Source organism: Bacillota bacterium, assembly GCA_024655925.1.
GTDB lineage: Bacteria > Bacillota > DTU025 > DTU025 > JANLFS01 > JANLFS01.
Window position 1 is genome coordinate 16901 of record JANLFS010000011.1, and the last position, 23556, is coordinate 40456.

The following is a 23556-nucleotide window of genomic DNA, read 5'->3' on the forward strand; positions in this document are numbered from 1 at the left end:
GGGCAGGAGCACCCAGAAGCTCCTGCCCGTGAGTGGGATCATGGCCTCGCTCTTTAGCCTTCTTCTGGGCCTTCCTACCCTGCGCCTGAGGGGCATATTCCTCACCATGGCCACCTTGGGGTTTTCGGAGATCATCAGGCTCACTGTGCTCAATTGGACATCTCTGACAAGGGGCCCGTTCGGCATACCTGGAATACCGTTCCCCAAGCTATTCGGGTTTGCGCTGAAGACCAACACCCACTTCTATTACGTAATCCTGGCGATAGCCATCATTATGATGACAGTGTTCTATCGACTGATCAACTCCAGGATAGGCCGGGCATGGATAGCCATCAGGGAGGATGAGGATGCGGCAAGGTCCATGGGAGTGGAGGTGTTCAAGTACAAACTCCTGAACTTCGCCATAGGGACTTTCTGGGCGGGGGTAGCAGGGTGCTTCTATGCCTTCCTTGCAGCATATATCAGCGCAGACAGCTTCAAGCTTGACGAGGGGTTCTCCATGCTTGCCATGGTTCTTGTCGGAGGACAGGGAACCCTGATCGGGCCGGTAATCGGAGCGGTTCTCCTGACGATCCTGCCTGAGGTCTTCAGAGGGCTCGTTGAGTACCGGCTCGTCATATTCGGTGCGGCCATCATCGGAATCATGCTCGTACGCCCGCAGGGCATAGCCGGAAGTGGAGCAATGACCGGTCCCCAGTCCATGGTGGGCAAAGCCAGGCTCCGGGCTGCGAAAGGCGCGCAAACGGAGGTGAAGATGTGATGGGTGCCATCCTCGAGACGAAGGGCATATGCAAGTACTTCGGCGGGCTCAAGGCTGTGAACAACGTTGACCTCGAAGTCCTGCAGGGCAAGATACACGGAATCATAGGCCCGAACGGTGCGGGAAAGACCACGCTCTTCAACGTCCTCACTGGCACCTTCCCACCCACGGGCGGGGATGTGTTTTTCAAGGGGCAGAAGATCACGGGTATGGCGCCTGAGCGCATAGCCAGGCTTGGCATGGCAAGAACCTTCCAGAACATCAAGTTGTTCAGGCAAATGACCGTGCTCGACAATGTGAAGATAGGGTTCCACATACGTACCGCCACGGGACTTCTGGATGCAGTCGCTCGGACCCGAACCTACAAGAAGGACGAGGAGTTTTCCAATAGCAGAGGACTGGAGATCCTCCATCGGATCGGACTGGGCGCGCACGCGCATGAGATGGCGGCAAGTCTTCCTTACGGCGACCAGAGGCGGCTTGAGATAGCGAGAGCCATGGCAGCCCAGCCTGATCTACTCCTCCTGGACGAACCTGCGGCCGGTATGAATCCTGCGGAGACCGAGAAGATGGTGGACTTCATAAAGGATCTTTCGGCGGAGGGGTTCACCATCATCGTGATAGAGCACGACATGAGACTCATCATGAATGTGTGCCACAACATCACCGTGCTGAATCACGGGGAGAAGATCGCGGAAGGCCCTCCTGAGAGCATACAGACCAATACCATGGTGATCGAGGCATACCTTGGGAGACGCCGTTCCCGAGCATACGGGCCCGATGCGGGGAAGGGGGGAGCGGCGAGTGCTCAAGGTTGATGACATCCGTGTCAACTATGGGGGAATAGAAGCAGTAAAGGGCATAAGCTTCGATGTGCGCGACAAGGAGATCGTCACTCTCATAGGCTCCAATGGCGCCGGAAAGACCAGCACCCTACGGGCAATATCCAACCTGGTGAGAAAGAGCGGCGGCAGAGTGACTTTCATGGACATGGACATCACTCGCATGGAACCCAGCCGCATTGTCAAGCTTGGGGTGTGCCATGTTCCTGAGGGCAGACACATATTCCCCTTCCTGACCGTGGAAGAGAACCTCATCGCGGGGGATCTAGGCAATACCGACTCGAAACCCAACAGGTTGAAAGCCAACATGGAAATGGTGTTTGAGCTGTTCCCCAGGCTGAAGGAGAGACGGAGGCAGAACGGCGGCACGTTGAGCGGAGGCGAGCAGCAGATGCTCGCCATAGGCCGCGGGCTTATGCTCGATCCCAAGCTCATGATGTTGGATGAGCCTTCCCTTGGTCTCGCCCCTATACTGGTGGACCAGATATTCGATCTGATAGTGAAGATCCGGGCGACCGGCAAGACCATACTCCTTGTGGAGCAGAATGCCAGCATGGCCCTGGAAGTGGCTGACCGAGCCTTCGTCCTTGAGACCGGGAGCATTGCCATCGAGGGCCGTGCAGCGGAGTTGGCCAATGATCCCAGGGTCATCTCGGCATATCTCGGGATGGCAAAGTAGTTTGAGCCATGTCTGACTCAAATGATGAACTGCAGGAGGAACGAGAAATGGCGATCACAAATGTGAGTACTGTCAATGAACTTGAAGTGAATAATGTCAGGGCCGCGATCGAACACAGGGCGACCTGGTTCAGCCTGCTCCTGGATGAAGTCGAGCGAGCCGGCGCGGACTGGGAGAAGATAGGCCGCGCAGCCATATTCAACTGCGGCGTCTTCCACGGGCACTGCAAGTTCTCAAAGACCGATGACCTAAAGAAGTTCGCGAGTGAATTCGCGAATGACCTTGTCAGGAAAGTCTTCGAGATGGACGTGAAGGAGATGAGCGATGATGAGTTCGTGGTGGAGTTCCACTACTGCCCCCTCGTGTCCGCCTGGATGAAGCTGGGGAAGGACGAAACTCGCATCAACACCTTGTGCGACATAGCCATGGACGGGGATCGAGGAATCATCTCAGCGTTTCCGGAGTTCAAGTTCGACCTGCAAGCTACCATAGCTCAGGGCGACAAGGTATGCCGCGTGGTAGTAACAAAAGAGAAGAAGTGATCAGCCCATGCTGAGCCTCAAGGAATTCCTCAGGATCGAGGTGGTTCCAGCTCTCGGGTGTACTGAGCCGGGGGCGGTGGCCCTGGCGGCAGCCAGGGCAAGGTGCGAACTGTGGCCTGATGCAGAGATCACGCGTGTCGTCGTCAGGGTGAGCGAAAGCATATACAAGAACGGTATGGATGTGGGGATCCCGGGAGCTATGGGAGGCAGGGGAAATGCTCTAGCTGCAGCCCTGGGAGCCATAGCGGGCAAAGCCGGCTGTTCCCTGGAAGCCCTGCGGGACTGCTCTCCTGCTGATGTCGACATCGCCAAGTCCTGGCTGGCCCAGGGCAAGGTCGATCTATCGTGCGTACCGGGCGTGCAAGGAGTCTACGTCGAGTGCACCATTGAGACCAAGGACCATAGGGCCACCTGTGTGATATCACAGAGCCACTCACATATCGAACGGGTGACCCTTGATGGCCGGGTAGTGTTCGATGGAAACGCCGGCGGCCAGCCCGCCCCGGGAGGTGATGGGGCTGTTTCAGTCGATCCCGAACCTTCGGCCGAGATCGAGGCGGAGATGCGCACAATGACCTTTGAATCCGTCATGAGCCTGGCGGAGGACATGGACCTCGATGACGTGGACTACATCATGTCTGGGGTGGAGATGAACAAGGCCATAGCAGAGTACGGCCTGAGGGATGAATCCGTATCCGGTCTGGGTCTCGGCCGGGCAGTGCTATCCATGATCCGGGACAAGAGACTCGAGAATGACCTCATGTTCCGCATCAGGAGTTATGCCAGCGCGGCCTCAGATGCGCGTATGGCCGGGGCGAAGATGCCTGCGATGAGCGCGGTGGGCAGCGGCAATCAAGGCATTGCCGCAATCCTGCCTGTGGCACTCCTGGGTGAGGCTCTCGGCAAGTCCAGGGTGGACATTGCTCGCGGCGTTGCTATGAGCGTTCTGACCACGAGCTTCATAAGAGCCAGGACCGGACGGCTCGCTCCCATCTGCGGCAGCGCAGTCGCAGCCGGGGCAGGTGCTGCCGTGGGCATGACATGGCTTATGGGCGGGACAATAGACCAGGCCGCCAATGCCATGCGCACCATGCTTTCTGCCACAGCCGGGATCGTGTGCGATGGGGCCAAGGGTTCCTGCGCGCTGAGAATAGGATCTGTAGCGAGCGAGGCGTATCTCGCTGCCTTGATGGCCCTCAAGGACAAAGGGGTGACTATCCCGCAAGGAGTAGTCGATGATTCGCTAGAGATCACCACAGATAATCTGGGCATTCTCAACAAGGACGGAATGAAGGACGTGGATGCCGTCATCATAAGGATCCTCGAGGCCAGGGGCAAGTACGCATCCATGAGCCGAACTCGGGTAACAGGAGTGAACGCCGATGAAGAAGATCATAAATGATCCACAGCGCACAGTCGCCGAAATGCTCGAGGGCATGGCCTTTGCCCATGGCGACCTTATCCGGAAGCTCGATAATGCCAGTGTGCTGGTGCGCAAGGCCAAGAGACCGGACAAGGTAGCCCTCATAAGCGGTGGCGGGAGCGGTCATGAGCCCGCTCACGGCGGCTTCGTGGGCAGGGGCATGTTGGATGCAGCGGTTGCAGGGGAAGTATTCACATCTCCGACCCCAGATCAGATAATCGCTGGCATCAACCACATAAAGACCGAACACGGGGTGCTCATGATCGTCAAGAACTACTCAGGTGATGTCATGAACTTCGACATGGCCGGGGAAATGGCTGAGATGGATGGAACGAGGATAGCCAAGGTAGTAGTGAATGACGATGTGGCCGTTGAGAACAGCACCTACACTACAGGAAGGCGTGGCATAGCGGGCACTGTATTCGTTCACAAGATCGCAGGAGCCATGGCGGAGCGAGGGGGAAGCCTGGAAGAAGTCCTCAGGGTGGCCTTGAAGACGAATGCGAACATTAGGTCGAAAGGTATGGCCCTGACCCCGTGTGTGGTCCCTGCAGTGGGCAGGCCCACTTTCGAGCTGGCTGAGGAGGAGATGGAAATCGGCCTCGGCATACACGGTGAGCCTGGGGTGAAGAGGACCAAGATAGCACCGGCAGATGAGATCGTCGATGCGTTGATGGACAGCATCATGAGGGATCTGCCTTTCAGGTCAGGGGATGAAGTCGCGGTTCTCGTGAACGGGCTCGGGGGCACTCCTCTTATGGAGCTCTACATAATGGCCAGAAGAGTCGGACAAAGGTGCGCGAGTGCCGGCATTTCCGTATACAGGGCCTATGTGAAGGAGTTCATGACCTCCCTGGAGATGGCAGGGGCCTCGATCACCCTTTTCAAGCTCGATGACGAGCTCAAGTCCCTTCTGGACGACCCGGCGGAGACCCCGGCATTCACTCAGTGAGAGGTGATCGTCAGCGGTGGAAGACTCCATTGATGTGAAAGCCAGTATGGCCATCATAAAGGCGATGGCTGAGGCTATAAGGGTCAATAAGGATTACCTGACCGAACTCGATGCCGCCATAGGTGACGCCGACCACGGGGTGAACATGGACCGGGGTTTTCAGGCCGTCCTCGCCAAGCTGGACGCGCTCACATCTGATCCGCCATGTGTCGGCACCATCCTCAGCACAGTCGGTATGACTCTGGTGTCCACTGTCGGGGGCGCATCCGGGCCTCTCTACGGTACTGCTTTCCTATACGCGGGAAATGTGGTGAAGGGGAAGGACCGGGTGTCTCTGGATGACGCCATCGCCATGCTCGAGGCAGCGCTTGCGGGGATAAAGAAACGTGGAGGCGCAGAGGTGGGGGACAAGACCATGGTTGACGCGCTCGAGCCTGCCGTGGCATATCTCAGAGGACCCGGCAGGAACGAGACCAGCCTGAGTTCGGCCCTGTCCAATGCCGCGGCCAAGGCCCGCGAAGGCATGGAATCCACCCGCCCCATCATGGCCGTACGAGGTCGTGCCAGTTTCCTCAAGGAACGGAGCATAGGCCATCTCGACCCTGGTGCGGTCTCGTGCTATCTGCTCCTCAAGACCATTGCGGACAGTGTATAGGCAGGTGCCAACATGGTGTCCATTCTTCTGATCTCCCATAGCAGCAAGGTAGCTGACGGGGCACGGGACATCGCGGCCGAGATGGCCGGAAATGATGTAGTCATTGTGGCCTGCGGTGGAACTGCCGATGGCAGGATAGGCACTGATCCTGACCGAGTTGCCAGGGCCGTGGATGCCCTCGCTTTCGGGGATGGGCTCGTGATCCTCGCGGACCTCGGCAGTTCAGTCATGAGCGCTCAGATGGCGGTTGAGTCCCTGCCTGAGGAGAGGCGGGCCAAGGTCATCATCGCCAATGCCCCTATCGTCGAAGGCGCCGTCCTCGCGGCTATTGAGGCGTCCATGGGACGAAGCCTTGCTGAGGTGGATAAGGCTGCGCAGTCCGCCCATACCATGACAAAGGCATGATGGAAGGGAAGGACCTAGTCTTGGAGACCACGGTTGTAGTGCGAAATGAGTCAGGCCTTCATGCCCGTCCTGCCGCTCGATTTGTGAAGGCAGCGAACTCATTCAAGTCGGAGATACGAATACTGCACAAAGGCAAAACGGTAAATGCGAAGAGCATGGTGGAGATGATGCTGGCGGCCATATCCCAAGGTGAGACCATTACCATAGTGACGAACGGGCCTGATGAGAACGAGGCAATGCTCGCCCTGACTGCGTTTGTGTCCGGGGGGTGACGCTCATGAGGTGCGTTTTCACGGGCGAGGGCGTGTCCCCTGGCATAGCCGTGGGCAAGGTGTTCAAGTGGAGACATGAGCCTGCGAAAAGCGCAAGTAGGGTGGAGACTCGGTCAGGTTCAGATGACTCCCCGGACGTTGCCAAGAACGCATGGCGACAGGCGGTTGAAGCGGCCTCCCGCGCCCTGCTCGATCTTGCGGATAGCACAGCATCATCTATTGGGGATGAGCAAGCTGAGATCTTCCGTGCCCATGACATGATCCTGAGAGACCCCGTGCTTGAAGACATGGTCTTTTCCAGGATCGACTCAGGCCGCACACTTGAGCAGGCAATTGCCGAGGCATTTGAGGCACTGCGCGCGCAGTTCGAGTCGATGGACAATGAGTACATGCGGGAGAGAGCCCTGGATATCGCGGACATAGGCCTGAGAGTGCTGAACCTCATACGCGGTACCGATACCGCCGGGGATGCTGAGGGGGTAGTCGTGGCGGAAGACCTCGCGCCTTCGGAAACCGGCATTCTGGACCCGTCCAAGGTGAAAGCCATTATCCTGGAGGCCGGGGGGCCGACCGGCCATTCCGTCATACTTGCCCAGGCCTTGGGCATACCCGCCATAATCAAGGTTCCAGGCATAGTCAAAAGGGCGCGTGAAGGCGAGCCCATTATGGTTGATGGAAAAGCCGGCATCGCTGTCCTCAACCCCTCCGCTGAGGAGATAGCCCTAGCTCAGGATCGTATGTCCTCCCCAACGTCAGGCGTAATTGCGGACCTCAGTCTTGCGACCACAAGAGACGGCGCCGGTGTCGAGATCGCGGCCAACGCGGGGACTCCACAGGATATCCACATGCTCAGGAAACACGGACTTCGGTCCATCGGCCTGTGCCGCACGGAGTTTCTCCTGATTGGACGGGACGTGGTTCCGTCTGAAGAGGAACAGTACAGAGAGTATTCCGCTATGGTTGCTGCCCTGAACCCGCACACTGCCTGTTTTCGCAGCTTCGATGTGGGAGGGGATAAGGAGTTTCCGTGCATACCGAATCCACCGGAATCCAACCCATTCCTTGGAGTCAGGGCAATAAGGCTCGGATTCGAGAGACCTGAGCTAATGAAGACCCAGATCCGAGCATTGTTGCGCTCTTCGATCCACGGCCGGGTGCGCATAGTCTTCCCCATGGTCGCCACGATCGGAGAATGGCGGGCTCTCATGGAACTCGTTCGGTCAGCGAAGGCGGAGTTGGACACAGAGAGCATCCGATACTCTGAGGACATACAGCTGGGAGCCATGGTCGAGATCCCTTCAGCAGCTCTCATTGCGGACAAGCTCGCGAGAGAAGCGGATTTCATGAGTATCGGGACCAATGACCTGATTCAGTATACCCTGGCCGCCGACAGGTCCAATCCCAGACTGCGGCATCTCTACCAACCCCTCCATCCCGCGGTGCTTAAGCTCATCTACAACTGCACGGTCGAGGCACATGGGGCAGGCAAATGGGTGGGTGTCTGTGGAGAGGCCGCGGGCGAAAGGGAAGTGGTACCCGTTCTCATCGGCCTCGGCGTGGATGAGCTGAGCATGACTCCATCCAGAGCGCCCGCAATACACGCCCTCATTGAGTCGCTCAGCATGGGCGAGATGCAGGATCTCGCCATGAAGGCCCTGCGCTGCGAATCAGAGGAAGAAGTCCTCGCCTTGGTCCGTGCCGCCGCACCCCAGGCGGTGCTCACGCAATAGGACCCGGCTAGAGAGGCTTATGTGCTAAGACAGGTGTTCACAGCGAGTCGGTTTCCCCATAGTTCTTTACCCCAACAGTGACTTCGACAACGGTCATGGTATCGTTGCCGAATACGTCCACCACCCTGACGGCTATTCTACGTGGCCCGGGCGAGCATTCATGGAACTCGCTCTTTAGCAAGAGCCCACGATTCTTCTTGGTGCGGAAGGACTGCCACTCGTTCGCGAAGACATAGTCTCCCGTCCATCTCTCTTCCCATTCGCCGCTTTCTTGGTTCCTGACGCGGATGATCTCTTGTCTGCTCCCAAAGTCGAAATCCACTGCCCAGTAGTCAATCCAGTCAGTCCAGTGTCTTGTAAGCACTTGTCGAATGACGACACCGTGGGCATCTCTGCGCACCTTGATGATCTGACCTCTTTCCACCACGATCCTGGCGGCCTTGTCCTTCAGTGACATTTCGGCAGCGGAGATGGAGTCTTGTGAGGAGGATACCGAGAAACCTGTCAGCTCCACCGCGACCATGTTCTCGTAGACATGCGGCTTGACCTCGATGAAGGCCACATCGCTGAAGACGACCTGGTTCTTCTCCACCGCCCTCCTGTCGAATACCTCGGCTGGGATGCACTTGAGGGCAATATCGACTCCCTCGGCGCGAGCTTCATTCAGCACGTTGGGGAACAGCCCCATCTCATATTCAAAGCCCAGAATATCGACTCTGGGGATGTGCTTCTGACGGCACTCCAGGATGACTTCTTCTACGAACAGGCGCGTGACGGGCGTATTGACCGGCCCCACCGCCACCAGCCTTCCATCTTTCTTTCCCTGGAACCTGGCATAGCCGTCAGTCCTCTCCGCGCGGTAGGCTTGCAGGATCAGGTCGAAGACAGCGGCCTGCCTCGTCTCCAGCTGTTTCTGCTGCTCAGCTTCAGGAAGGTTGGGGTCGATGCCCATGTAGTGATGGCGCTCGTACTTGCCCAGGCTCAGGATCTCAAAGGCGCGGTAGTACTTCCCTTCGGCCCTGAGCTCGCGCTGCACACCGATCATGCGCTTGCGGGCGGTGTGGATAGCGAACTTGCCCAGATCACAGACGATCCATTTGCGCCCGAGTCTCTCTGCTACGGCGGCAGTCGTGCCCGAGCCGCAGAAGAAGTCCGCAACCAAGTCGCCTTCGTTGGATGAAGCTTTGATGATGCGCTCGAGAAGCGCTTCGGGCTTCTGGGTGGCGTAGCCTGTTATCTCTGACTTCGGCATGTGCATGGCGTCGGGAATATCCACCCATGAATCGCCTGCAGGCACGTATTCAACGACATGGTCTCCGACGGTTGGTAGGACATACTTGATCCTAATAGAACCATTTCTAGTGCGATGAATTCTGCCTTCACTCTCAAGGCGAGCGATGCTCTTATCAGTGTAGTCTCCTCGTGGAGCCGTCTTAAACCATTGTCCCTTCTCGTCCTGCCTGAAACCCGCTTCCTTTGCCTCGCCAAAGGAATAGCTCCTCTCGACCAAGTCACCGTTGAAGCGGTGGCCGGGTGAACGTCGGTAGTAGAGAATATCGTCGTGGTTTCTTGCGAATTGACCGCCGATCGCCTTTGCACCTCTCGCACTTTGCCCATATACCCAAACGATGTGGTTCAGGAAGTTGTCACTCCCGAAGACCTCATCCAGAACCAGCCGAACCATACCGCTCACACGCCAATCACAGTGCACGTAAATGCCGCCATCCTCGGCCAGTAAATCCCGCATCAACACCAATCGCTCGTAGATCATTGCTATGAAAGAATCCGCCCCTTTGCCCCAGGTGTCGCGGTAGGCGATTTCCTCAAGGGTGTTTGGCTTCTTGGTGATAGCGTCAGTGCCGATCTGGAGGTCCACGCTGAAATCCGTGCCCACATCGAACGGTGGGTCAATGTAGATCAGCTTGAGGCCGCCCTGATTCTCGATCTCCTCGCGCAGCGGGCCGTTCTTGAGGGACGATAGCACTAGCCTGTTATTGCCCCAGATCAGTTTGTTGGTCCAGCTCCTGAGCTGACGACCTCGAGCATCCGGGGCGAACGACGTCATCTGTGCTGCTTTGTCCTTTTCGGCTCGAGGTTCACCCACCCGCTCAATCACCTGAAAGGGGAGGACGGTGTTGCATACTTCGTTGGTCTTGCCATCCCACACCAGTTCAACCTCTCGCTTATCCGCGAAAAGCAAGAAGCGATACTTGTCGGGCAGTGGCACATCTGCCTCTATGTAGCGGATAATCTCCTGTTTCTCTTGCTCGGTCAGTCTCGGCATGGGCGTTCCTCCATCTGCAGGCATTGTGTTGAAGTTGAACTGTAATGCAGTGCAATACTACTCGCTGCTGGGCGTGAGAACTGAGCATGTCAGTACGTCGGTATATGCCTCATTCGCTTCGCAGGTCCCTGCGTCAAGTCTTGTTCAGTCCAGCTCATCTTCAACTCGGCCGCTCCGATGCCTAAGAAGGCTGACAACGGAATTGTTGCTGCTACACGGCCTCGCGGTAGATGTTGGAAAACTGGCTCGTGTAGAGCTCGTAGTAGAATCCCCGTTTCGCAATGAGCGTTTCGTGATTGCCTTGCTCAACAATGCGTCCTTCGTTCATTACCACGATGGTGTCGGCGTTGCGGATCGTGGAGAGGCGATGGGCGATCACGAAGCTCGTTCGGTGCTTCGTGAGCCGTGCCATGGCCTGCTGGATCAGCACCTCTGTGCGGGTGTCCACCGAGCTCGTGGCCTCGTCGAGGATCAGGATCTGCGGGTCGGCGAGGAACGCTCGGGCTATTGTGATTAACTGCCTCTGACCCTCAGATATGCTGGAGGCGTCATTCCCTACGCGTGTGTCGTAGCCTTCCGGAAGGGTCTTGACGAAATGATCCACATACGCGGCTCGAGCTGCCGCCGCGATGCTCTCTTCGCTGGGGGGGCGTTGGTTCTTTCTGCATCCGTAGGCGATGTTATCGCGGATCGTGCCGTCGAACAGCCATGTATCCTGCAACACCATGCCGAACAGCCTACGAAGATTGTCTCGGGTCATTGTGCGCGTGTCGACGCCGTCGATGGTGATGCTCCCGCCGTCTATCTCATAGAAGCGCATCAGCAGGTTGACCAGGGTGGTCTTGCCCGCGCCGGTGGGCCCCACGATGGCGACTGTCTGACCAGGCTCAACTCTGAGGTTAAGCCCTTCGATGAGCGCCGTATCTGGTTTGTACCTGAATGACACGTCGTTGAACACCACGCGCCCGGACACGTTCGCTAGTTTCAATGGAGAATTGACGTCCGGGCTTTCCTCTGTCTCGTCGAGCAGTTCGAACACTCGCTCGGCCGATGCAACCGTGCTCTGCAGAATGTTCATTATGGACGCAGTCTGTGTGATGGGCTGCGTAAACTGGCGCGAGTATTGTATAAACGCCTGAACATCGCCCAGGGTGATGAGCCCCTTGGCCACCCGCACGCCGCCTATGACGCAGATCGCCACGTAATTGAGGTTGTTGATGAAGTGCATAGCGGGCTGGATGATGCCCGATATGAACTGGGCCTTGAACCCGGCCTGGTAAAGGCGGCCGTTTTCATCATCGAACCTCTCCAGGGCCTCTCGCTGCCCGTTGAACACCTGCACTACGGTATGGCCGGTATACATTTCCTCGACATGCCCGTTGAGTTTGCCGGTGCTCTCCCACTGGCGCGCGAACTCCTTTTGCGAGCGCCGCGCAATGCCCACGGTGACGGCAGCGCTCAGGGGCAGAGTGCCCAATGCGATAACGGCAAGCAGCGGGCTGATGGTGAACATCATTATGAGCACGCCGAGAAGAGTGATCATGGCCGTGATGAGCTGAGTCAGGCTCTGCTGCAGGGTGCTGGCGATGTTGTCGATATCGTTCGTCACCCTGCTGAGGATCTCCCCGCGCGTGTTGTCGTCGTAGTATTTGAGGGGAAGGCGGGCGAGCTTGGCATCCACCTCCTTACGCAGTCCATACACGGTGCGCTGCGATATGCCTGCCATGATGTAGTGCTGCATCCAGTTGAACACAGCTGAGAGTACGTACACTGCCACCATGGTGAGCAGCGCATTGCGTATGGCGCCGAAGTCCACGCCCTTGCCGGGCACGATGTTCATGTTGGACAGCATGTCTGCCATCTGCTCCCGCCCGCTCGCGCGGAGCATGGAGTCCACTTGTTCGCGGGTGACACCAGGCGGCAACTGCTTGCCGATTACACCTTCAAACAGCAGGTTCGTTGCTCGGCCCAGGATCTTGGGTCCGGCCATCGAGAACGCCACGCTGACGATGGCCAGCAGGATCACGACGGCTGTTGCGAGTCTGTGGGGTCTCAGATACGTCACAAGCCTCTTCAGCGAGCCCTTGAAGTCCTTGGCCTTCTCGCCAGGCATCATGCCTGGGCGGCCATGGAGTGGGCCGAAGCCGAAACCTCGCCGCATCGGCGGCCTCTTCTGGTCCTGGCTCATGCGATCTCCTCCTCTGAATGCTGTGAATACACGATCTCTCTGTATACCTCACAGCTCTGCATCAGCTCGGCGTGGGCGCCAATGCCCGCGACCAGCCCATCCTCTAGCACCACTATCTGGTCTGCGTCCATGATGGTGCTCACACGTTGCGCTACTATAAAGACCGTCGCGTCGCGCGTCTGCTCCTTCAGGGCTGCGCGCAGCCTGGCATCGGTTCGGAAATCCAGGGCGGAGAAGCTGTCGTCGAAAACGTATATCGGCGGACGCTTCACCAAAGCGCGGGCAATGGCCAAGCGCTGACGCTGCCCGCCTGACACGTTGGACCCGCCTTGCGCAATGGGGGCGTCGAGCCCGCCAGGCATCTGCCTCACGAAATCCTCGGCTTGCGCTATCTTCAGGGCCTGCCAGAGCTCCTCGTCGGTGGCGTCCTTCTTTCCGTAGCGGAGATTGCTGGCTACAGTGCCACTGAACAGGAAAGCCTTCTGGGGAATGAATCCCACCTTGTCCCTGAGATCCTCCTGCGTCATCTGGCGGATGTCCACGCCGTCCAGCAGCACTGCGCCGCCGGTGACGTCGTAAAGGCGAGGGATGAGATTCACCAGCGTGGATTTTCCGCAGCCTGTGCTGCCGACAATGGCCGTCGTCTCGCCTGGGCGGGCTGTGAAGGAGATGTTCTTGAGGACCGGCGCCTCGGCTCCGGGATAGGTGAACTCGACATTCCGAAACTCCACACGGCCGAATAGGGCCTGGGCCGGCACGGGCTTGGTTGGGTCGGCTATTGAGGGCTCAGTCTTCAGCACTGCCTGGATGCGCTCTGCGGAGGCGACCGCCCGGGGGACCATGACGAACATCATGACGGCGATCATCACCGACATCAGGATCTGCATTACGTATGCCAGGAAGGCCGTGAGGTTGCCCAAGGGCATGGCGCCGATGTCGACCCTGTGAGCGCCAAACCAAAGAATAGCTGCTGTTGAAAGGTTCATGATCAGCATCAAGGACGGCATTGTCAGAGCGAAGGTGCGGTGAATGGTCAGAGCAGTTCGGGTGAGATCGGCGTTGGCGTCGTTGAACCGCGTGGCTTCATAGTCAGTCTTCACGAACGCCCTGATGACCCTGGCACCTGTGATCTTCTCGCGAACCACCTGGTTCAGCCTGTCGATCTTGGTCTGTTGCAGCTTGAACAGGGGCAAAGCGCGCGTCATTACGGCCCCGACCAACGCTGCCATGAGTGGCACGATAACGACTATCGATGTCGATAGAGGCACATCCTGACGCAGGGCCATGATTATCCCGCCCACGCTCATGATTGGGGCCGAAAACATCACGCTGAACCCCATAAACACCGCCATCTGCATCTGCTGCACGTCGTTGGTTGTGCGGGTGATCAGGGACGCAGCTCCAAACTGGTTCACTTCCCTTTGTGACAGGCTCTGGACTCTGGAGAACACGGCGCGGCGCAGGTCGCGCCCGAAACCCATGGCGGCTTTGGCGCTGAAGAGCACTGCCACAATGGAGCAGCCCGCGTGCACCAACGTCACCAGGAGCATGAAGCCTCCGATGCGCAAGATCAGGCCGATGTCGCCCTTGGCGATGCCCTCATTGATTATCCTGGCATTGAGGTCGGGCAAATAGAGGTTGGATATGGACTGAACCAGCAGCAACACGCTGACTAACAGCAGTTGCCTCCAGTAGGGCTTGAGGTATCTGAACAGGCTCATCATGGAACGCGTTGCACCTCACATATTGGTCGGCGGTAAGCTAGAGTCGCTTCGACATGTGGGAGCAGAGGGTGCCTAGCAGCCTCTCGAGCTCCAGCTGATCGTGATCTGACAGCTGCCCTATCCCAGAGCTAACGAAATCGCTCATGATCTCGTGCATACGAGATAGGAGCGATCGGCCTTCGTCAGTCAGATATATCCGCGTGAGCCGCTGATCCTCATCGTCGTTTCTCCGAGTGATCAGGCCCGCTCTCTCCATTTTCTGCAGCATCACAGTCACAGTGGGGCGGGCGACGTGTAGGTGAGCTGCCAGATCGCGTTGGGTGATGCCGTCCTCGTGATGCAGAATCCACAGGCATCTAGCCTGCCCTGGGTACAAGCCCTTCTCCGCCAGCATCTTGAACATGAGCTGCCCATGGAAGCGCATGGCCCTGAAAAACGCGTTCAACACCCTGAGCGACAGCGGTTCCACGCCTTCGACCTGCTTGAAGGGAAGAAACTCATCATCCTTGGTGAACACGGCCTAACCTCCTTCCGACTGCAAACCGCAAGGGCTTCCGAGCAGCATCCCGGCAACGATTACTATACTAACCGATACCTAGCTAACTGTCAACGGGCTCGAGAGCGTCAGTCGCGGCTGAAGCCGGCGTTTCAAGAGGCTGTCACTGCGGAAGCTGCGGGGGCAGGACAACAAAGAGGAGTTCACCCGGGTTAAAGGCCTCGCGGCCCCCCAACATATGGCGAAACCCCCGCTTGGCAAACACGGCTGACGCTGATAAAATGCAAAAGTAGGTCCATACGGCAAGAGGCGATGACCGAGAAGAAGCAAGAAATGAGGATATCCCTAAAGAGAGTTCCCGGCTGGTGCGAGGGGCAGGGCTATCATTTCCGAATACATCTCGGTAGCCGCTCACCCAAAGGCGCGTCTGCGCCCCTTAGATTGGGACGGGTTCACCCGTTACAGTGATAGAGTATACGCGCAGTACCGCGCCGTACTTGAAGAGGCTGGCATCGTGAGATGCCGGCAAAATGAGGTGGTACCACGGGATTCGGCGCTCGTCCTCTGGCGAAGGCAGAGGATGAGCGCTTTTGCTTTCCCTGCGGAATGGGCGTACCGGCGCCAAAGGGCGCGCCCTGATGAAAGGAGCGTCCTCAGCATGGCAAACGTACGGTTCTTCACAGGCGAGCATCTGCCCCTCGACATGCACAGGGTCCGCATCGTGCAAAAACTCAGTCTTCTCCCAATCGAGCGCAGGCTCGAAGCGATTACCGAGGCTGGCAACAATACGTTTCTGCTCCAAAACTGCCATGTCTTCCTGGACATGCTGACCGACAGCGGCGTCAATGCCATGAGCGACCAACAGATGGCGGCAATGATGGTCGCCGATGACAGCTACACACGCTCGGCAACTTTCACTAGACTGAAGGACGAGCTGACCGAGATCTTTGGTATGCCGTACTTTCTGCCCGCCCATCAAGGGCGCGCTTGCGAGCACATTCTTGCGTCAACCCTGGTCAAGCCCGGAAAGGTCGTGCGAATGAATTTCCATTCCACCACGACTAAGGCGCATATCGCCAGAAACGGCGGGAGCGTTGTCGAGCTCGTCATCGACGAGGGCTTGAACCCAACCAGCACGTTTCCTTTCAAGGGCAACTTCGACCTCAACAAGCTGAGGCAGGTCATTGCCGAGCAGGGGGCGGAGAACATTCCATTCGTTCGGCTGGAGGCGGGCACCAATCTCATTGGCGGACAGCCTTTCTCGCTGCAAAACGCGCGGGAAGTGGCCGCCATCTTTCGTTCCCACGGTATCTTGACCGTGCTGCACGCCAGTCTCCTGCAGGACAACCTGTACTTCATCAAGCAGCGTGAGGCCGCGTGCGAAGATATGAGCATACGGGAGATCACTTGCGCGCTGGTGGACGAGATGGACGTCGTGCATTTCTCCGCCCGCAAACTGGGTTTCGCAAAGGGCGGCGGGATCTGTATTCGTGACGGCGCGCTCAATGCAAGAATGCGCGAGCTGATGCCCCTTTTCGAGGGCTTCTTGACATACGGCATGTCGGTGCGCGAGATGGAGGCGATTGCCGTTGGACTGGACGAGACAATGGACGAGCGGACCGACCCCCGAGTTTTGGACATTAGACTCTAACAGATGGTAGTTTCATATTCCCGCATTGAATTGCTCGATAACATTCCTCCGGCGTCATGAACTTAAGAGAGGAGTGCATCCGGGTCGTGTTGTAGAACTCCATACAGTTCGCTACCTGCTCGTATCCCTCGGCATAGGCACGAAACTCGTAACGCGATAGACATTCATCCTCGAGCAGCCTGTGAAACGCCTCTATGTGAGCGTTCTTGTTAGGGGTCCTTGCGGGTATCCTCTCATGCTCCACACCGTAACGGCTGCAGGCCTCCTCAAATACGTCTGCTATGAACTGCGGCCCGTTATCAGACCGTACGACGGGCTTGTGGCCACTATGCAACAGCCTCCTTTTCCACAGCGCATTGCCGAGCGTCAGGGCCGCATCCTTGCCTGTTGCACAAAGGCCTATGTGGCTTGCAACCACTGAACGGTCATGGACGTCGAGTACCGACATCACGAAGAAGAATCGCCTCTCTCCCTCGATATATCCGTATTTCACGTCCGTCTCCCATAGCTGGTTAGGTCCTGTGACCACTCTATTCCTCGCAAGCCTCCTCGGGCGCTTTGGCTTTGCCTTCCTCTGAGGCCTCAGGAGACCTAGCTCCTTACACAGGCGATACACTTTCTTCTTGTTTATCAGTAGACCGTATCTCTTACGCAGGCATACCGTCAGCTTCAAATACCCGTACGCATACCCCTCGCCCTCGATGAGCTCGCATATCCATTCCTTGACCTCATCGTCGCTTACGATCCGCCCCGCCTTGGTCCGAGAGTACCGGGGTATCGGTCTGCCGCCGCCTGGCTTCTTCCCGGGCCTGTCTTTATGAGACCTGCCGTAGTAATACGTTGACCGGCTAAGCTCCACAGCACGTAAGACAATTCGAGCCTTGCGGCCTTGCGCTATCCAATTGTGGGCAACAGCGAACCTTTCCGCTATTTGCGGATCGTTTTTTTTACAAGGTCCTTCAAGACCGCTATCTCGAGGTCCTTCTCGCCCAGCAGCCTCTTGAGGCGTTCATTCTCGAAGGCCAGGGCCCTGTAGGCTCGATCGCCCTCATTGCCACCGCCGGCCGAGCCCGTAAACGCGCTTTCACCAAGCGCCCGGAACTGCCTTACCCACCGGCTCACCAGGTTCTCTGCTATACCGTGCCTGCGCCCAACCACCGCGCAGTTCCCCGTCTCGACCGCTTCCCGCACTACCGCAAGCTTCTGCTCCTCCGTGTACCTCCTGCGCGTCACCTCTACGCTACCCCCCGCTCCTACTCTACCACCCTAAGGCTCCCCTGTCCAAACCAGTTGGGGGGCTTGTATGCTAATGAGTGGCAACAGGGATTACTACCGATATGAACTGAAGGATGGTCACAGAGTGGTATACATTGGCATTACGAATGATCCCACAAGGCGGGAACAAGGACACAGAAGCGAAGGCAGAGTATTCGATAGCATGAATGCGAAACGGCCAGCCGTCACTGGGAACAAATGAGGCTTGAGATGTATCGAAGCAATCACGGAGGCAAGAACCCTAAGTACAACAGATAGCTTGGGAAAGCTTCCGGATAGGAAAGTGTGAGCACCACCTGAGTTATCCGCTCTCCCATCCTCGCCCTCAGTCCGAAGCTGGCGGAGTTCGAGCGGGCCATCGCCGGCTACGTTGGCAGGAAACACGCGGCTGCGGTCAACAGCGGCACTAGCGGGCTGCATCTGCTTGTCCGCGCCTTCGGCATCGGCGAGGGCGACGAGGTCATAACGACCCCGTTCAGCTTCATCGCGTCCAGCAACTGCATCCTTTATGAGAGGGCGAAGCCGGTGTTCGTGGACATCGAGCCTGACACCGCGAACATGAACCCGGACCTCATCGAGGACGCCATCAGCCGCCGCACGAAGGCCGTCCTCCCGGTGGACGCCTTCGGCCAGCCGGCCAGGCTCGACGCCGTCCGCGAGATCGCGGACCCGCCACGGCCTCGTGGTGGTCGAGGATTCCTGCGAATCCCTGGGGTCCGAGTATAAGGGCATCAAGGCCGGGAGCGGCGCTTTCTCGCACGGGGCGGTGTTCGCGTTCCATCCCAACAAGCAGATGACCACGGGGGAGGGAGGATGGTCGTCACGGACCACTGCGCGATGGCACGCCTCACGCTGCGCGTCCCGCCTTTGCTGGCGCATGTCCAACCCAGGACGCTGAGAGGCGGGGTCACCCGTCACGGTTTCGCCTCTCTCGTCGGCTATTCAACCAGGGACCGGGGGGAGGCAGGGGTGTGGCTTTCCCACGAGCGGCTGAGCTACAACTACCACATGGACGAGCTTCTGGCCGCGCTCGGGGTCGCGCAGATGTCGCGCATCGAGGAGATCATCGTGAAGCGCGAGCGGGTGGCGGCGATGCATGCGGAGCGCCTGGCAAGGGTGCAAGGGGTGTGCCGGGGGTGCGCCTGCCGTATGTGGCGCCCGAGGTGACGCGGATGAGTCTGCTCGTGACAGCCGAGGAGATCGACTACTTCGCCGACGTCCTCGAGCGCGCCCTGGGGGAGGTACAGTAGGCGTCAGCGCAGTCCTCGCGGCCGCCACGAAGCTGGGGTTTCCTGCAGAGTTACTGCCCATCGGAGAGGACGCCGTGAACAGGCTACGCGAGTCGCTCACCGCCGGGTACGCATTGTTCGATCGCACCCTCCCGAGGTTTGGGCGGTTCTCGTCCAGGTGGAGCGTTCAGGTCAGCCTTCCTGAGGACGAGATCGTGTCCTGGAGGTTTTCGTAGGTCGTTCGGCGGGCGAAGATCAGCCGGGGGGCGAGGCGAACCTATCATGCTCTGAGAGGGTAAAAAAGGGGCATACACCTGGCCGGGCTCTCCGCCGTCCCTGACGCTCCAAAGATGCCGCGCCCAAAGGGTCTGTCTTCCTAACCATGACTCCCCGACATCAACAGACTGCCAGGTGAACCGGTCCCTGCGGGTACCCACAATTCCTGGTTTTCACCCTCGCGTCTTATTATCGAACATTGCATCCGCATATTGACAGTCTGTGCTTCATAACATATACTCGAGTCAGGAGGGATCGTCATGTTGACGCCGGAACAGCTCGCCACCCGCCTCAGGGAAGCCCGAGAACGTGCCGGACTGACCCAGGAAGAGGTGGCACGGAGCCTTGGTCTGCCGCGCTCGGCCATCACGCTCATGGAGACGGGAAAGCGCAAGGTATCGGGGGTGGAACTGGCACGCCTGGCGTACCTGTATGGCCGCTCGCCTGCGGAGTTTCTCACCCCAGAATTCGCGATAGACGGGGTTTCGGTGCTCCTGCGGGCGCTGCCGGAGACGGATGTCGACGAGGGGACGCGAGATGCGGTTCGCAAGGGCATTGCCATTGCCCGGGAAATTGCCAACCTCGAACACCTGCTTGAAGTGGAGCGGGCGACAGCCGCCTTTCCTCGCTACCTTGCTATGCCCCTGCGAGGACGGTGGGAAGCGGTGGATCAGGGAAAACGCCTGGCACACCAGGACCGGCAGCGTCTGGAGCTCCGCTCCGCACCCTTGGACAACCTGGGAGACCTTATGGAAAACCAGGGCATCACCGTCTTGGAGTTGGAGCTACCCAACCACCTTTCCGGCTTCACAGTGCGCCTCAACGAGAGCGTCGTCTGTGGGGTTAACGTCACTCACGTTGCCGAGCGGCAGAGGTTTTCTCTCGCACATGAATACTGCCATGTCCTGGTCGATCACGACCGGCCTGGTATCATCAGTCGACAGGAGGAGAAGGACGAACTATCTGAGGTCCGTGCCAACGCCTTCGCCGCGGCCTTCCTCATGCCCGAGGACGGTATCCGTGATTACCTGTCGCGCCTGAATAAAGGTCTTCCATCCAGACCCAGGGAAGCCGTCGTTCCTCTGGAGGGCGACGTCCAGTTGGTGGAGGGACGTCTCGGGCCGGAGGCCACGAAGATCGGGCTGTGGCACGTCTGTCTCCTGGCCGGTCACTTCCGCGTGAGCCGGCTGGCCATGATTTGGCAGCTTTTCAATCTCAAGCTGATCACCGAGCGGGAACGGAGTACACTCCTGGCTGCCGACCAGGACGGGTCTGGGCGGACGTTGTCCCGTATGCTCGGCATTGACGCCGAGATCCAATGCGAAGGCGCGGCTGAAGCCGGTGAGCGGCAGGTTGTTCGTCCAACTAAGTTGCGCCTCGCTCGACGGCGATTGCTCCACCTTGCTCTGGAGGCGCTCCAGCACGAGGTCATCTCCCGCCGAAAGTTCCGGGAGCTCGCGCGCCTGGGGGACTTCGACCCCGACGAGCTCGGAGCAACTCTGGAGAGGATCGAGGCACCAACTGGGCCCTCGGGTTCGGAAAGCGAGGGCTAGTCTTGGACGTCCTCCTCGACACCAACGTCATCATCGACCTCATCGCGTTGGCGTGTCTCGCCCGCGTGTTGGAGGCCGGAGCGTTCCGCTTCTGGATAGTGGAGAGCGTGAGGCAGGAGGTCACGGACCTGAGGCAACGGGCCATTCTGGAGGAGCAACTGCAGGCGGGCGCCATACGCCAGACGCGCGTCGACGACATCGAGGAACTGAAAACTTATGTGGAGCTCCGGACAGTGTCGGCAGATGGTGAAGCAGCCAGCATAGCTGCGGCAGTCCATCAGGGTTGGGCTTTCGCCACTTACGAAAAGGGCCGGACGGAACGGGAGGCGCTTCGCCGCCTGGGCCGTAGCCGGTATCTGCGGACGCCGTGCCTTCTTGCGGCAGCTATTCAAGCGGGGACCATGACGCTGGAGGATCTGGACATGGCACTTGCGACGCTGCCGTCAGGCCTTCCGAAGGATGAGAAGACTCCGCGGCGCCTTGCGCACTTGAAGACGCTCAGAAATGAGGTCCTGCAGATACTGGGGATTACCTGAGGTATCCGAGCGTGAAGCGGCGGCGCCGGCGGTTATAGAACCCCTCGATGTACTGGAAGATTCCGGGTGTCGAGGAGTGGCCTGCTACTACAAGTTGCCCATGCTCACTTCTCATGGTTGTGAGGGACGTAGTGAAAGATGCAGTAAGCCCTCCTACTGCGGGGGAAATCCCCCCGTGTCGGAGATTTGAGTTTGCCTCAGTGATGACAAAGGCCCGTGCACGCAGGGCCAAGACGTGACGTAACGGAAAGCAGAAGCTGCCGGAGAGCCGGAGACCCCCGATCAGTCCTCCTCGAAGTAGTCGAGGTCTACCCTTTTCACAACGTAGCTTGCGACCGGTGTGACCCCAACGTCATGATCTATCATCAGCTCAGCGAGTTGCTCTCCGTCTATCAGCACGATCTTCTTCTCGATCTTGCCTATGTACTCCCTTGCGTCCTTGGAGAACTGAGATGTCGTGATGAGGACGCCTTTTTTCGCCCTTTGTCCCTCGAGACTTCCGGCAAAGGCTTGCACAATCGGTCTCCCCACCACTGTCCTCCACCGTTTAGCCTGGACATACACTATGTCTAGACCCAGCTTGTCCTCCTTAATGATGCCGTCTATTCCGTCATCGCCCGTATGACCGACAGCCTGACCCGCATCTTGCCTGGATCCGCCGTACCCCATAGCCACTAACAGGTCCACGACCAGCTTTTCGAAGAACTTCGGCGAGCAGGTCTTGATACGCTCGAGGATTTCGTGTGCCAGACTGCGCCTGAGCTCTTGGTAACTTGACTCCAGTATTTCTTCAGGCGTCTGATCGGTCTCTCTATCGTTCTCCTCTTCCTTTGTCTCTTGGGACGGCGGGCGATAAAACTCCTTGAACTCCGGATACTGCTGCAGGAATCCGACAGTGAAGTCGCCAGGTGGATTTGCCAGCACCTCGAGTCCACGTTCCGTTATGCGAAACCGCCCCCGGCTGGTGCTTACGAGGAGTCCCGCCTTGCTCAGGTATGTGCGGGCCCAACCGACTCGGTTGTCAAACTTGGCCTGGCGGCCACTTGGAAGCAGTTCGTTTCTATCGTCTTCGCTGAGATGCAGTTCCTGCGCCAGCGCTTCAATGGTCTCGCTGAGGCGGTGTTCTTGATCGTCCGCTGCAATCCTGAGGAGAGGAAGCATCAGACTCTCGAAATCTGGGACCGCCATCTTTGTCAGCCCGCTGTTCCGTGTCCGTTCTCGCGTTCTCCAATGTGAGGCTCAATGCCTCGTTTCCGCGGACTCATGCGGTCGGAAGTAAGAGTCACGGCGGCCTGCGCCCACTGCAACCCTCATTCCAGCTAGCGCTACGTTCGCGCGATGGCTCGACGACATATCATTTGGCCTCGGACACAGCACGAACGGTGAGTATGTAGGTGGTACAGGCGAGCACGCTGCCCATCCTCGCAGGTATCAGCTCATGTGCCCGGCTATGTCTCGTCCTGTAGCGTCGTTTCGACATATTCTCGAGTGTTCCTCCTTGCTTGCAGTGCGTAGCGGGTTCCTCGGTCACTGAGAACCCTGGAGCTACGGTCGAACCGGTCCAGTGCGGTGAGGCACCGGGACGCTTTCTTATCGGGGCGACCAACCCCGATATCGCGGCTCCCGCTGTCACGGATGCGCTTGTGAGGCTCGCGCATACAACACCCGCCGCCACTGCGTGACACCAGTGGTCCATGTCTCGTGCCCAAACCAAGCAACCAACGTGTGCGTTTTCTGGCCGCCGAAAGCATTCTGTCATGAGTGATGTGGAAAGACATCAATAGTCCAACTGGAATAGTCGAGAGACGACGGGGAGACTGCGGGGCAACCCCTGGATGAACGATCGTCCTTTCGGATGGGAGCACCTGGATTGGACTGTATGGATGGAGGCATGAGGAGAGCCAAAGACCTGCGGAATCTTGTGTAACTCAATTTCCAGGTTCCAGGCAACCAGGAGGAGATGGCGCGCGAATCTTGAACTGATCATTCGTGCCGCCCAGAGGAATTACGTCGCCGCGCAGAGGGGGAATCTCTTTGACGGCACGAATGATCAGTTCAAGATTCGCGCGCCATCTCCTCCTGGT

General features: G+C 58.3%; 23 protein-coding genes, 1 pseudogene and 1 other annotated feature. Of the genes and pseudogenes, 16 read left to right on the plus strand and 8 right to left on the minus strand.

The annotated features are described in order from the left end of the window. From NUW23_02930 to ptsP, 10 genes are all read left to right on the plus strand, one after another. The coding region (locus tag NUW23_02930) for a branched-chain amino acid ABC transporter permease (GenBank protein MCR4425133.1) at positions 1-760 on the plus strand (760 nt) is incomplete at its 5' end. Next, positions 760-1578 (plus strand): ABC transporter ATP-binding protein, encoded by an 819-nt coding sequence (locus NUW23_02935; protein MCR4425134.1) that lies wholly within the window; start codon positions 760-762, stop codon positions 1576-1578. The genes NUW23_02930 and NUW23_02935, both read left to right, overlap by 1 nt. Continuing rightward, entirely contained in the window at positions 1565-2281 is a 717-nt protein-coding gene (locus tag NUW23_02940) for an ABC transporter ATP-binding protein (protein MCR4425135.1), read from the plus strand. Before NUW23_02935 ends, NUW23_02940 begins: the two co-directional genes overlap by 14 nt. A 47-nt stretch (positions 2282-2328) precedes the next feature. After that, positions 2329-2823, plus strand: coding sequence for an L-2-amino-thiazoline-4-carboxylic acid hydrolase (locus tag NUW23_02945; protein ID MCR4425136.1), 495 nt, complete (start codon positions 2329-2331; stop codon positions 2821-2823). A 7-nt stretch (positions 2824-2830) separates the two neighbouring features. Next, positions 2831-4225, plus strand: coding sequence for an L-serine ammonia-lyase, iron-sulfur-dependent, subunit alpha (locus NUW23_02950; GenBank protein ID MCR4425137.1), 1395 nt, complete (start codon positions 2831-2833; stop codon positions 4223-4225). Further along, positions 4206-5198 carry a dihydroxyacetone kinase subunit DhaK gene (dhaK, locus tag NUW23_02955; GenBank protein MCR4425138.1) on the plus strand — a complete coding sequence of 331 codons (993 nt, stop codon included), beginning with the start codon at positions 4206-4208 and terminating at the stop codon, positions 5196-5198. Before NUW23_02950 ends, dhaK begins: the two co-directional genes overlap by 20 nt. A gap of 46 nt (positions 5199-5244) precedes the next feature. Beyond that, entirely contained in the window at positions 5245-5853 is a 609-nt protein-coding gene (gene dhaL, locus NUW23_02960; protein MCR4425139.1) for a dihydroxyacetone kinase subunit DhaL, read from the plus strand. A gap of 12 nt (positions 5854-5865) precedes the next feature. Next, positions 5866-6258 (plus strand): dihydroxyacetone kinase phosphoryl donor subunit DhaM, encoded by a 393-nt coding sequence (gene dhaM, locus NUW23_02965; protein ID MCR4425140.1) that lies wholly within the window; start codon positions 5866-5868, stop codon positions 6256-6258. Between the two features lie 20 nt (positions 6259-6278). Next, positions 6279-6530 (plus strand): HPr family phosphocarrier protein, encoded by a 252-nt coding sequence (locus NUW23_02970; protein MCR4425141.1) that lies wholly within the window; start codon positions 6279-6281, stop codon positions 6528-6530. Positions 6531-6535: 5 nt separating this feature from the next. After that, entirely contained in the window at positions 6536-8260 is a 1725-nt protein-coding gene (gene ptsP, locus NUW23_02975) for a phosphoenolpyruvate--protein phosphotransferase (GenBank protein MCR4425142.1), read from the plus strand. A gap of 37 nt (positions 8261-8297) precedes the next feature. Here the strand turns inward: ptsP and NUW23_02980 are convergent, their stop codons facing one another. From NUW23_02980 to NUW23_02995, 4 genes are all read right to left on the minus strand, one after another. Further along, on the minus strand, positions 8298-10544 hold the full coding sequence (locus tag NUW23_02980) for a site-specific DNA-methyltransferase (GenBank protein MCR4425143.1): 2247 nt from the start codon (positions 10542-10544) through the stop codon (positions 8298-8300). 211 nt (positions 10545-10755) lie between these two features. Beyond that, a complete protein-coding gene (locus NUW23_02985) occupies positions 10756-12732 on the minus strand; it encodes an ABC transporter ATP-binding protein/permease (GenBank protein MCR4425144.1) in 1977 nt (658 codons plus the stop codon). Then, the gene (locus NUW23_02990; GenBank protein ID MCR4425145.1) at positions 12729-14456 is read right to left on the minus strand and encodes an ABC transporter ATP-binding protein/permease; all 1728 of its coding nucleotides are present in this window, start codon (positions 14454-14456) and stop codon (positions 12729-12731) included. The genes NUW23_02985 and NUW23_02990 overlap by 4 nt, the downstream gene beginning before the upstream one ends. Positions 14457-14493: 37 nt before the next feature. Continuing rightward, positions 14494-14973, minus strand: coding sequence for a MarR family transcriptional regulator (locus tag NUW23_02995; protein ID MCR4425146.1), 480 nt, complete (start codon positions 14971-14973; stop codon positions 14494-14496). A 282-nt stretch (positions 14974-15255) separates the two neighbouring features. After that, positions 15256-15520 (plus strand) — a binding site (T-box leader). Between the two features lie 90 nt (positions 15521-15610). Here NUW23_02995 and NUW23_03000 point away from each other — a divergent pair. Continuing rightward, positions 15611-16567, plus strand: a pseudogene (locus tag NUW23_03000) (tryptophanase). A gap of 25 nt (positions 16568-16592) precedes the next feature. Here the strand turns inward: NUW23_03000 and NUW23_03005 are convergent. Together NUW23_03005 and NUW23_03010 are read right to left on the minus strand one after the other, a co-directional pair. After that, positions 16593-17477: an IS3 family transposase gene (locus NUW23_03005; GenBank protein MCR4425147.1), complete on the minus strand. Its 885-nt coding sequence runs from the start codon at positions 17475-17477 to the stop codon at positions 16593-16595. Positions 17478-17530: 53 nt separating this feature from the next. After that, positions 17531-17836: a transposase gene (locus NUW23_03010; GenBank protein MCR4425148.1), complete on the minus strand. Its 306-nt coding sequence runs from the start codon at positions 17834-17836 to the stop codon at positions 17531-17533. 399 nt (positions 17837-18235) lie between these two features. Between NUW23_03010 and NUW23_03015 the strand changes: the two genes are divergently transcribed. From NUW23_03015 to NUW23_03035, 5 genes are all read left to right on the plus strand, one after another. Continuing rightward, entirely contained in the window at positions 18236-18604 is a 369-nt protein-coding gene (locus NUW23_03015) for a DegT/DnrJ/EryC1/StrS family aminotransferase (protein MCR4425149.1), read from the plus strand. 87 nt (positions 18605-18691) lie between these two features. After that, positions 18692-19045 carry a DegT/DnrJ/EryC1/StrS family aminotransferase gene (locus tag NUW23_03020; protein ID MCR4425150.1) on the plus strand — a complete coding sequence of 118 codons (354 nt, stop codon included), beginning with the start codon at positions 18692-18694 and terminating at the stop codon, positions 19043-19045. Positions 19046-19202: 157 nt separating this feature from the next. Beyond that, the gene (locus NUW23_03025) at positions 19203-19343 is read left to right on the plus strand and encodes a hypothetical protein (GenBank protein ID MCR4425151.1); all 141 of its coding nucleotides are present in this window, start codon (positions 19203-19205) and stop codon (positions 19341-19343) included. 300 nt (positions 19344-19643) lie between these two features. Then, on the plus strand, positions 19644-20936 hold the full coding sequence (locus NUW23_03030; protein MCR4425152.1) for an XRE family transcriptional regulator: 1293 nt from the start codon (positions 19644-19646) through the stop codon (positions 20934-20936). A gap of 2 nt (positions 20937-20938) precedes the next feature. Then, positions 20939-21472 carry a hypothetical protein gene (locus NUW23_03035; protein ID MCR4425153.1) on the plus strand — a complete coding sequence of 178 codons (534 nt, stop codon included), beginning with the start codon at positions 20939-20941 and terminating at the stop codon, positions 21470-21472. A gap of 282 nt (positions 21473-21754) precedes the next feature. Here NUW23_03035 and NUW23_03040 read toward each other — a convergent pair whose 3' ends face one another. Together NUW23_03040 and NUW23_03045 are read right to left on the minus strand one after the other, a co-directional pair. Further along, complete coding sequence (locus tag NUW23_03040; protein ID MCR4425154.1) at positions 21755-22660, minus strand: restriction endonuclease; 906 nt, start codon at positions 22658-22660, stop codon at positions 21755-21757. 166 nt (positions 22661-22826) lie between these two features. Next, the gene (locus NUW23_03045; protein ID MCR4425155.1) at positions 22827-22952 is read right to left on the minus strand and encodes a hypothetical protein; all 126 of its coding nucleotides are present in this window, start codon (positions 22950-22952) and stop codon (positions 22827-22829) included. Between the last annotated feature and the right edge of the window lie 604 nt (positions 22953-23556).

Excerpts from the sequence above, each read along its gene's own strand:
- NUW23_02935 (MCR4425134.1), top strand. The coding sequence starts at position 760 with ATGGGTGCCATCCTCGAGACGAAGGGCATATGCAAGTACTTCGGCGGG.
- NUW23_02945 (MCR4425136.1), top strand. The coding sequence starts at position 2,329 with ATGGCGATCACAAATGTGAGTACTGTCAATGAACTTGAAGTGAATAAT.
- NUW23_02950 (MCR4425137.1), top strand. The coding sequence starts at position 2,831 with ATGCTGAGCCTCAAGGAATTCCTCAGGATCGAGGTGGTTCCAGCTCTC.
- dhaK (MCR4425138.1), top strand. The coding sequence starts at position 4,206 with ATGAAGAAGATCATAAATGATCCACAGCGCACAGTCGCCGAAATGCTC.
- dhaL (MCR4425139.1), top strand. The coding sequence starts at position 5,245 with ATGGCCATCATAAAGGCGATGGCTGAGGCTATAAGGGTCAATAAGGAT.
- dhaM (MCR4425140.1), top strand. The coding sequence starts at position 5,866 with ATGGTGTCCATTCTTCTGATCTCCCATAGCAGCAAGGTAGCTGACGGG.
- ptsP (MCR4425142.1), top strand. The coding sequence starts at position 6,536 with ATGAGGTGCGTTTTCACGGGCGAGGGCGTGTCCCCTGGCATAGCCGTG.
- NUW23_02980 (MCR4425143.1), bottom strand. The coding sequence starts at position 10,544 with ATGCCGAGACTGACCGAGCAAGAGAAACAGGAGATTATCCGCTACATA.
- NUW23_02985 (MCR4425144.1), bottom strand. The coding sequence starts at position 12,732 with ATGAGCCAGGACCAGAAGAGGCCGCCGATGCGGCGAGGTTTCGGCTTC.
- NUW23_02990 (MCR4425145.1), bottom strand. The coding sequence starts at position 14,456 with ATGATGAGCCTGTTCAGATACCTCAAGCCCTACTGGAGGCAACTGCTG.
- NUW23_03020 (MCR4425150.1), top strand. The coding sequence starts at position 18,692 with ATGGTCGTCACGGACCACTGCGCGATGGCACGCCTCACGCTGCGCGTC.
- NUW23_03030 (MCR4425152.1), top strand. The coding sequence starts at position 19,644 with ATGTTGACGCCGGAACAGCTCGCCACCCGCCTCAGGGAAGCCCGAGAA.
- NUW23_03040 (MCR4425154.1), bottom strand. The coding sequence starts at position 22,660 with ATGGCGGTCCCAGATTTCGAGAGTCTGATGCTTCCTCTCCTCAGGATT.
- NUW23_03045 (MCR4425155.1), bottom strand. The coding sequence starts at position 22,952 with ATGTCGAAACGACGCTACAGGACGAGACATAGCCGGGCACATGAGCTG.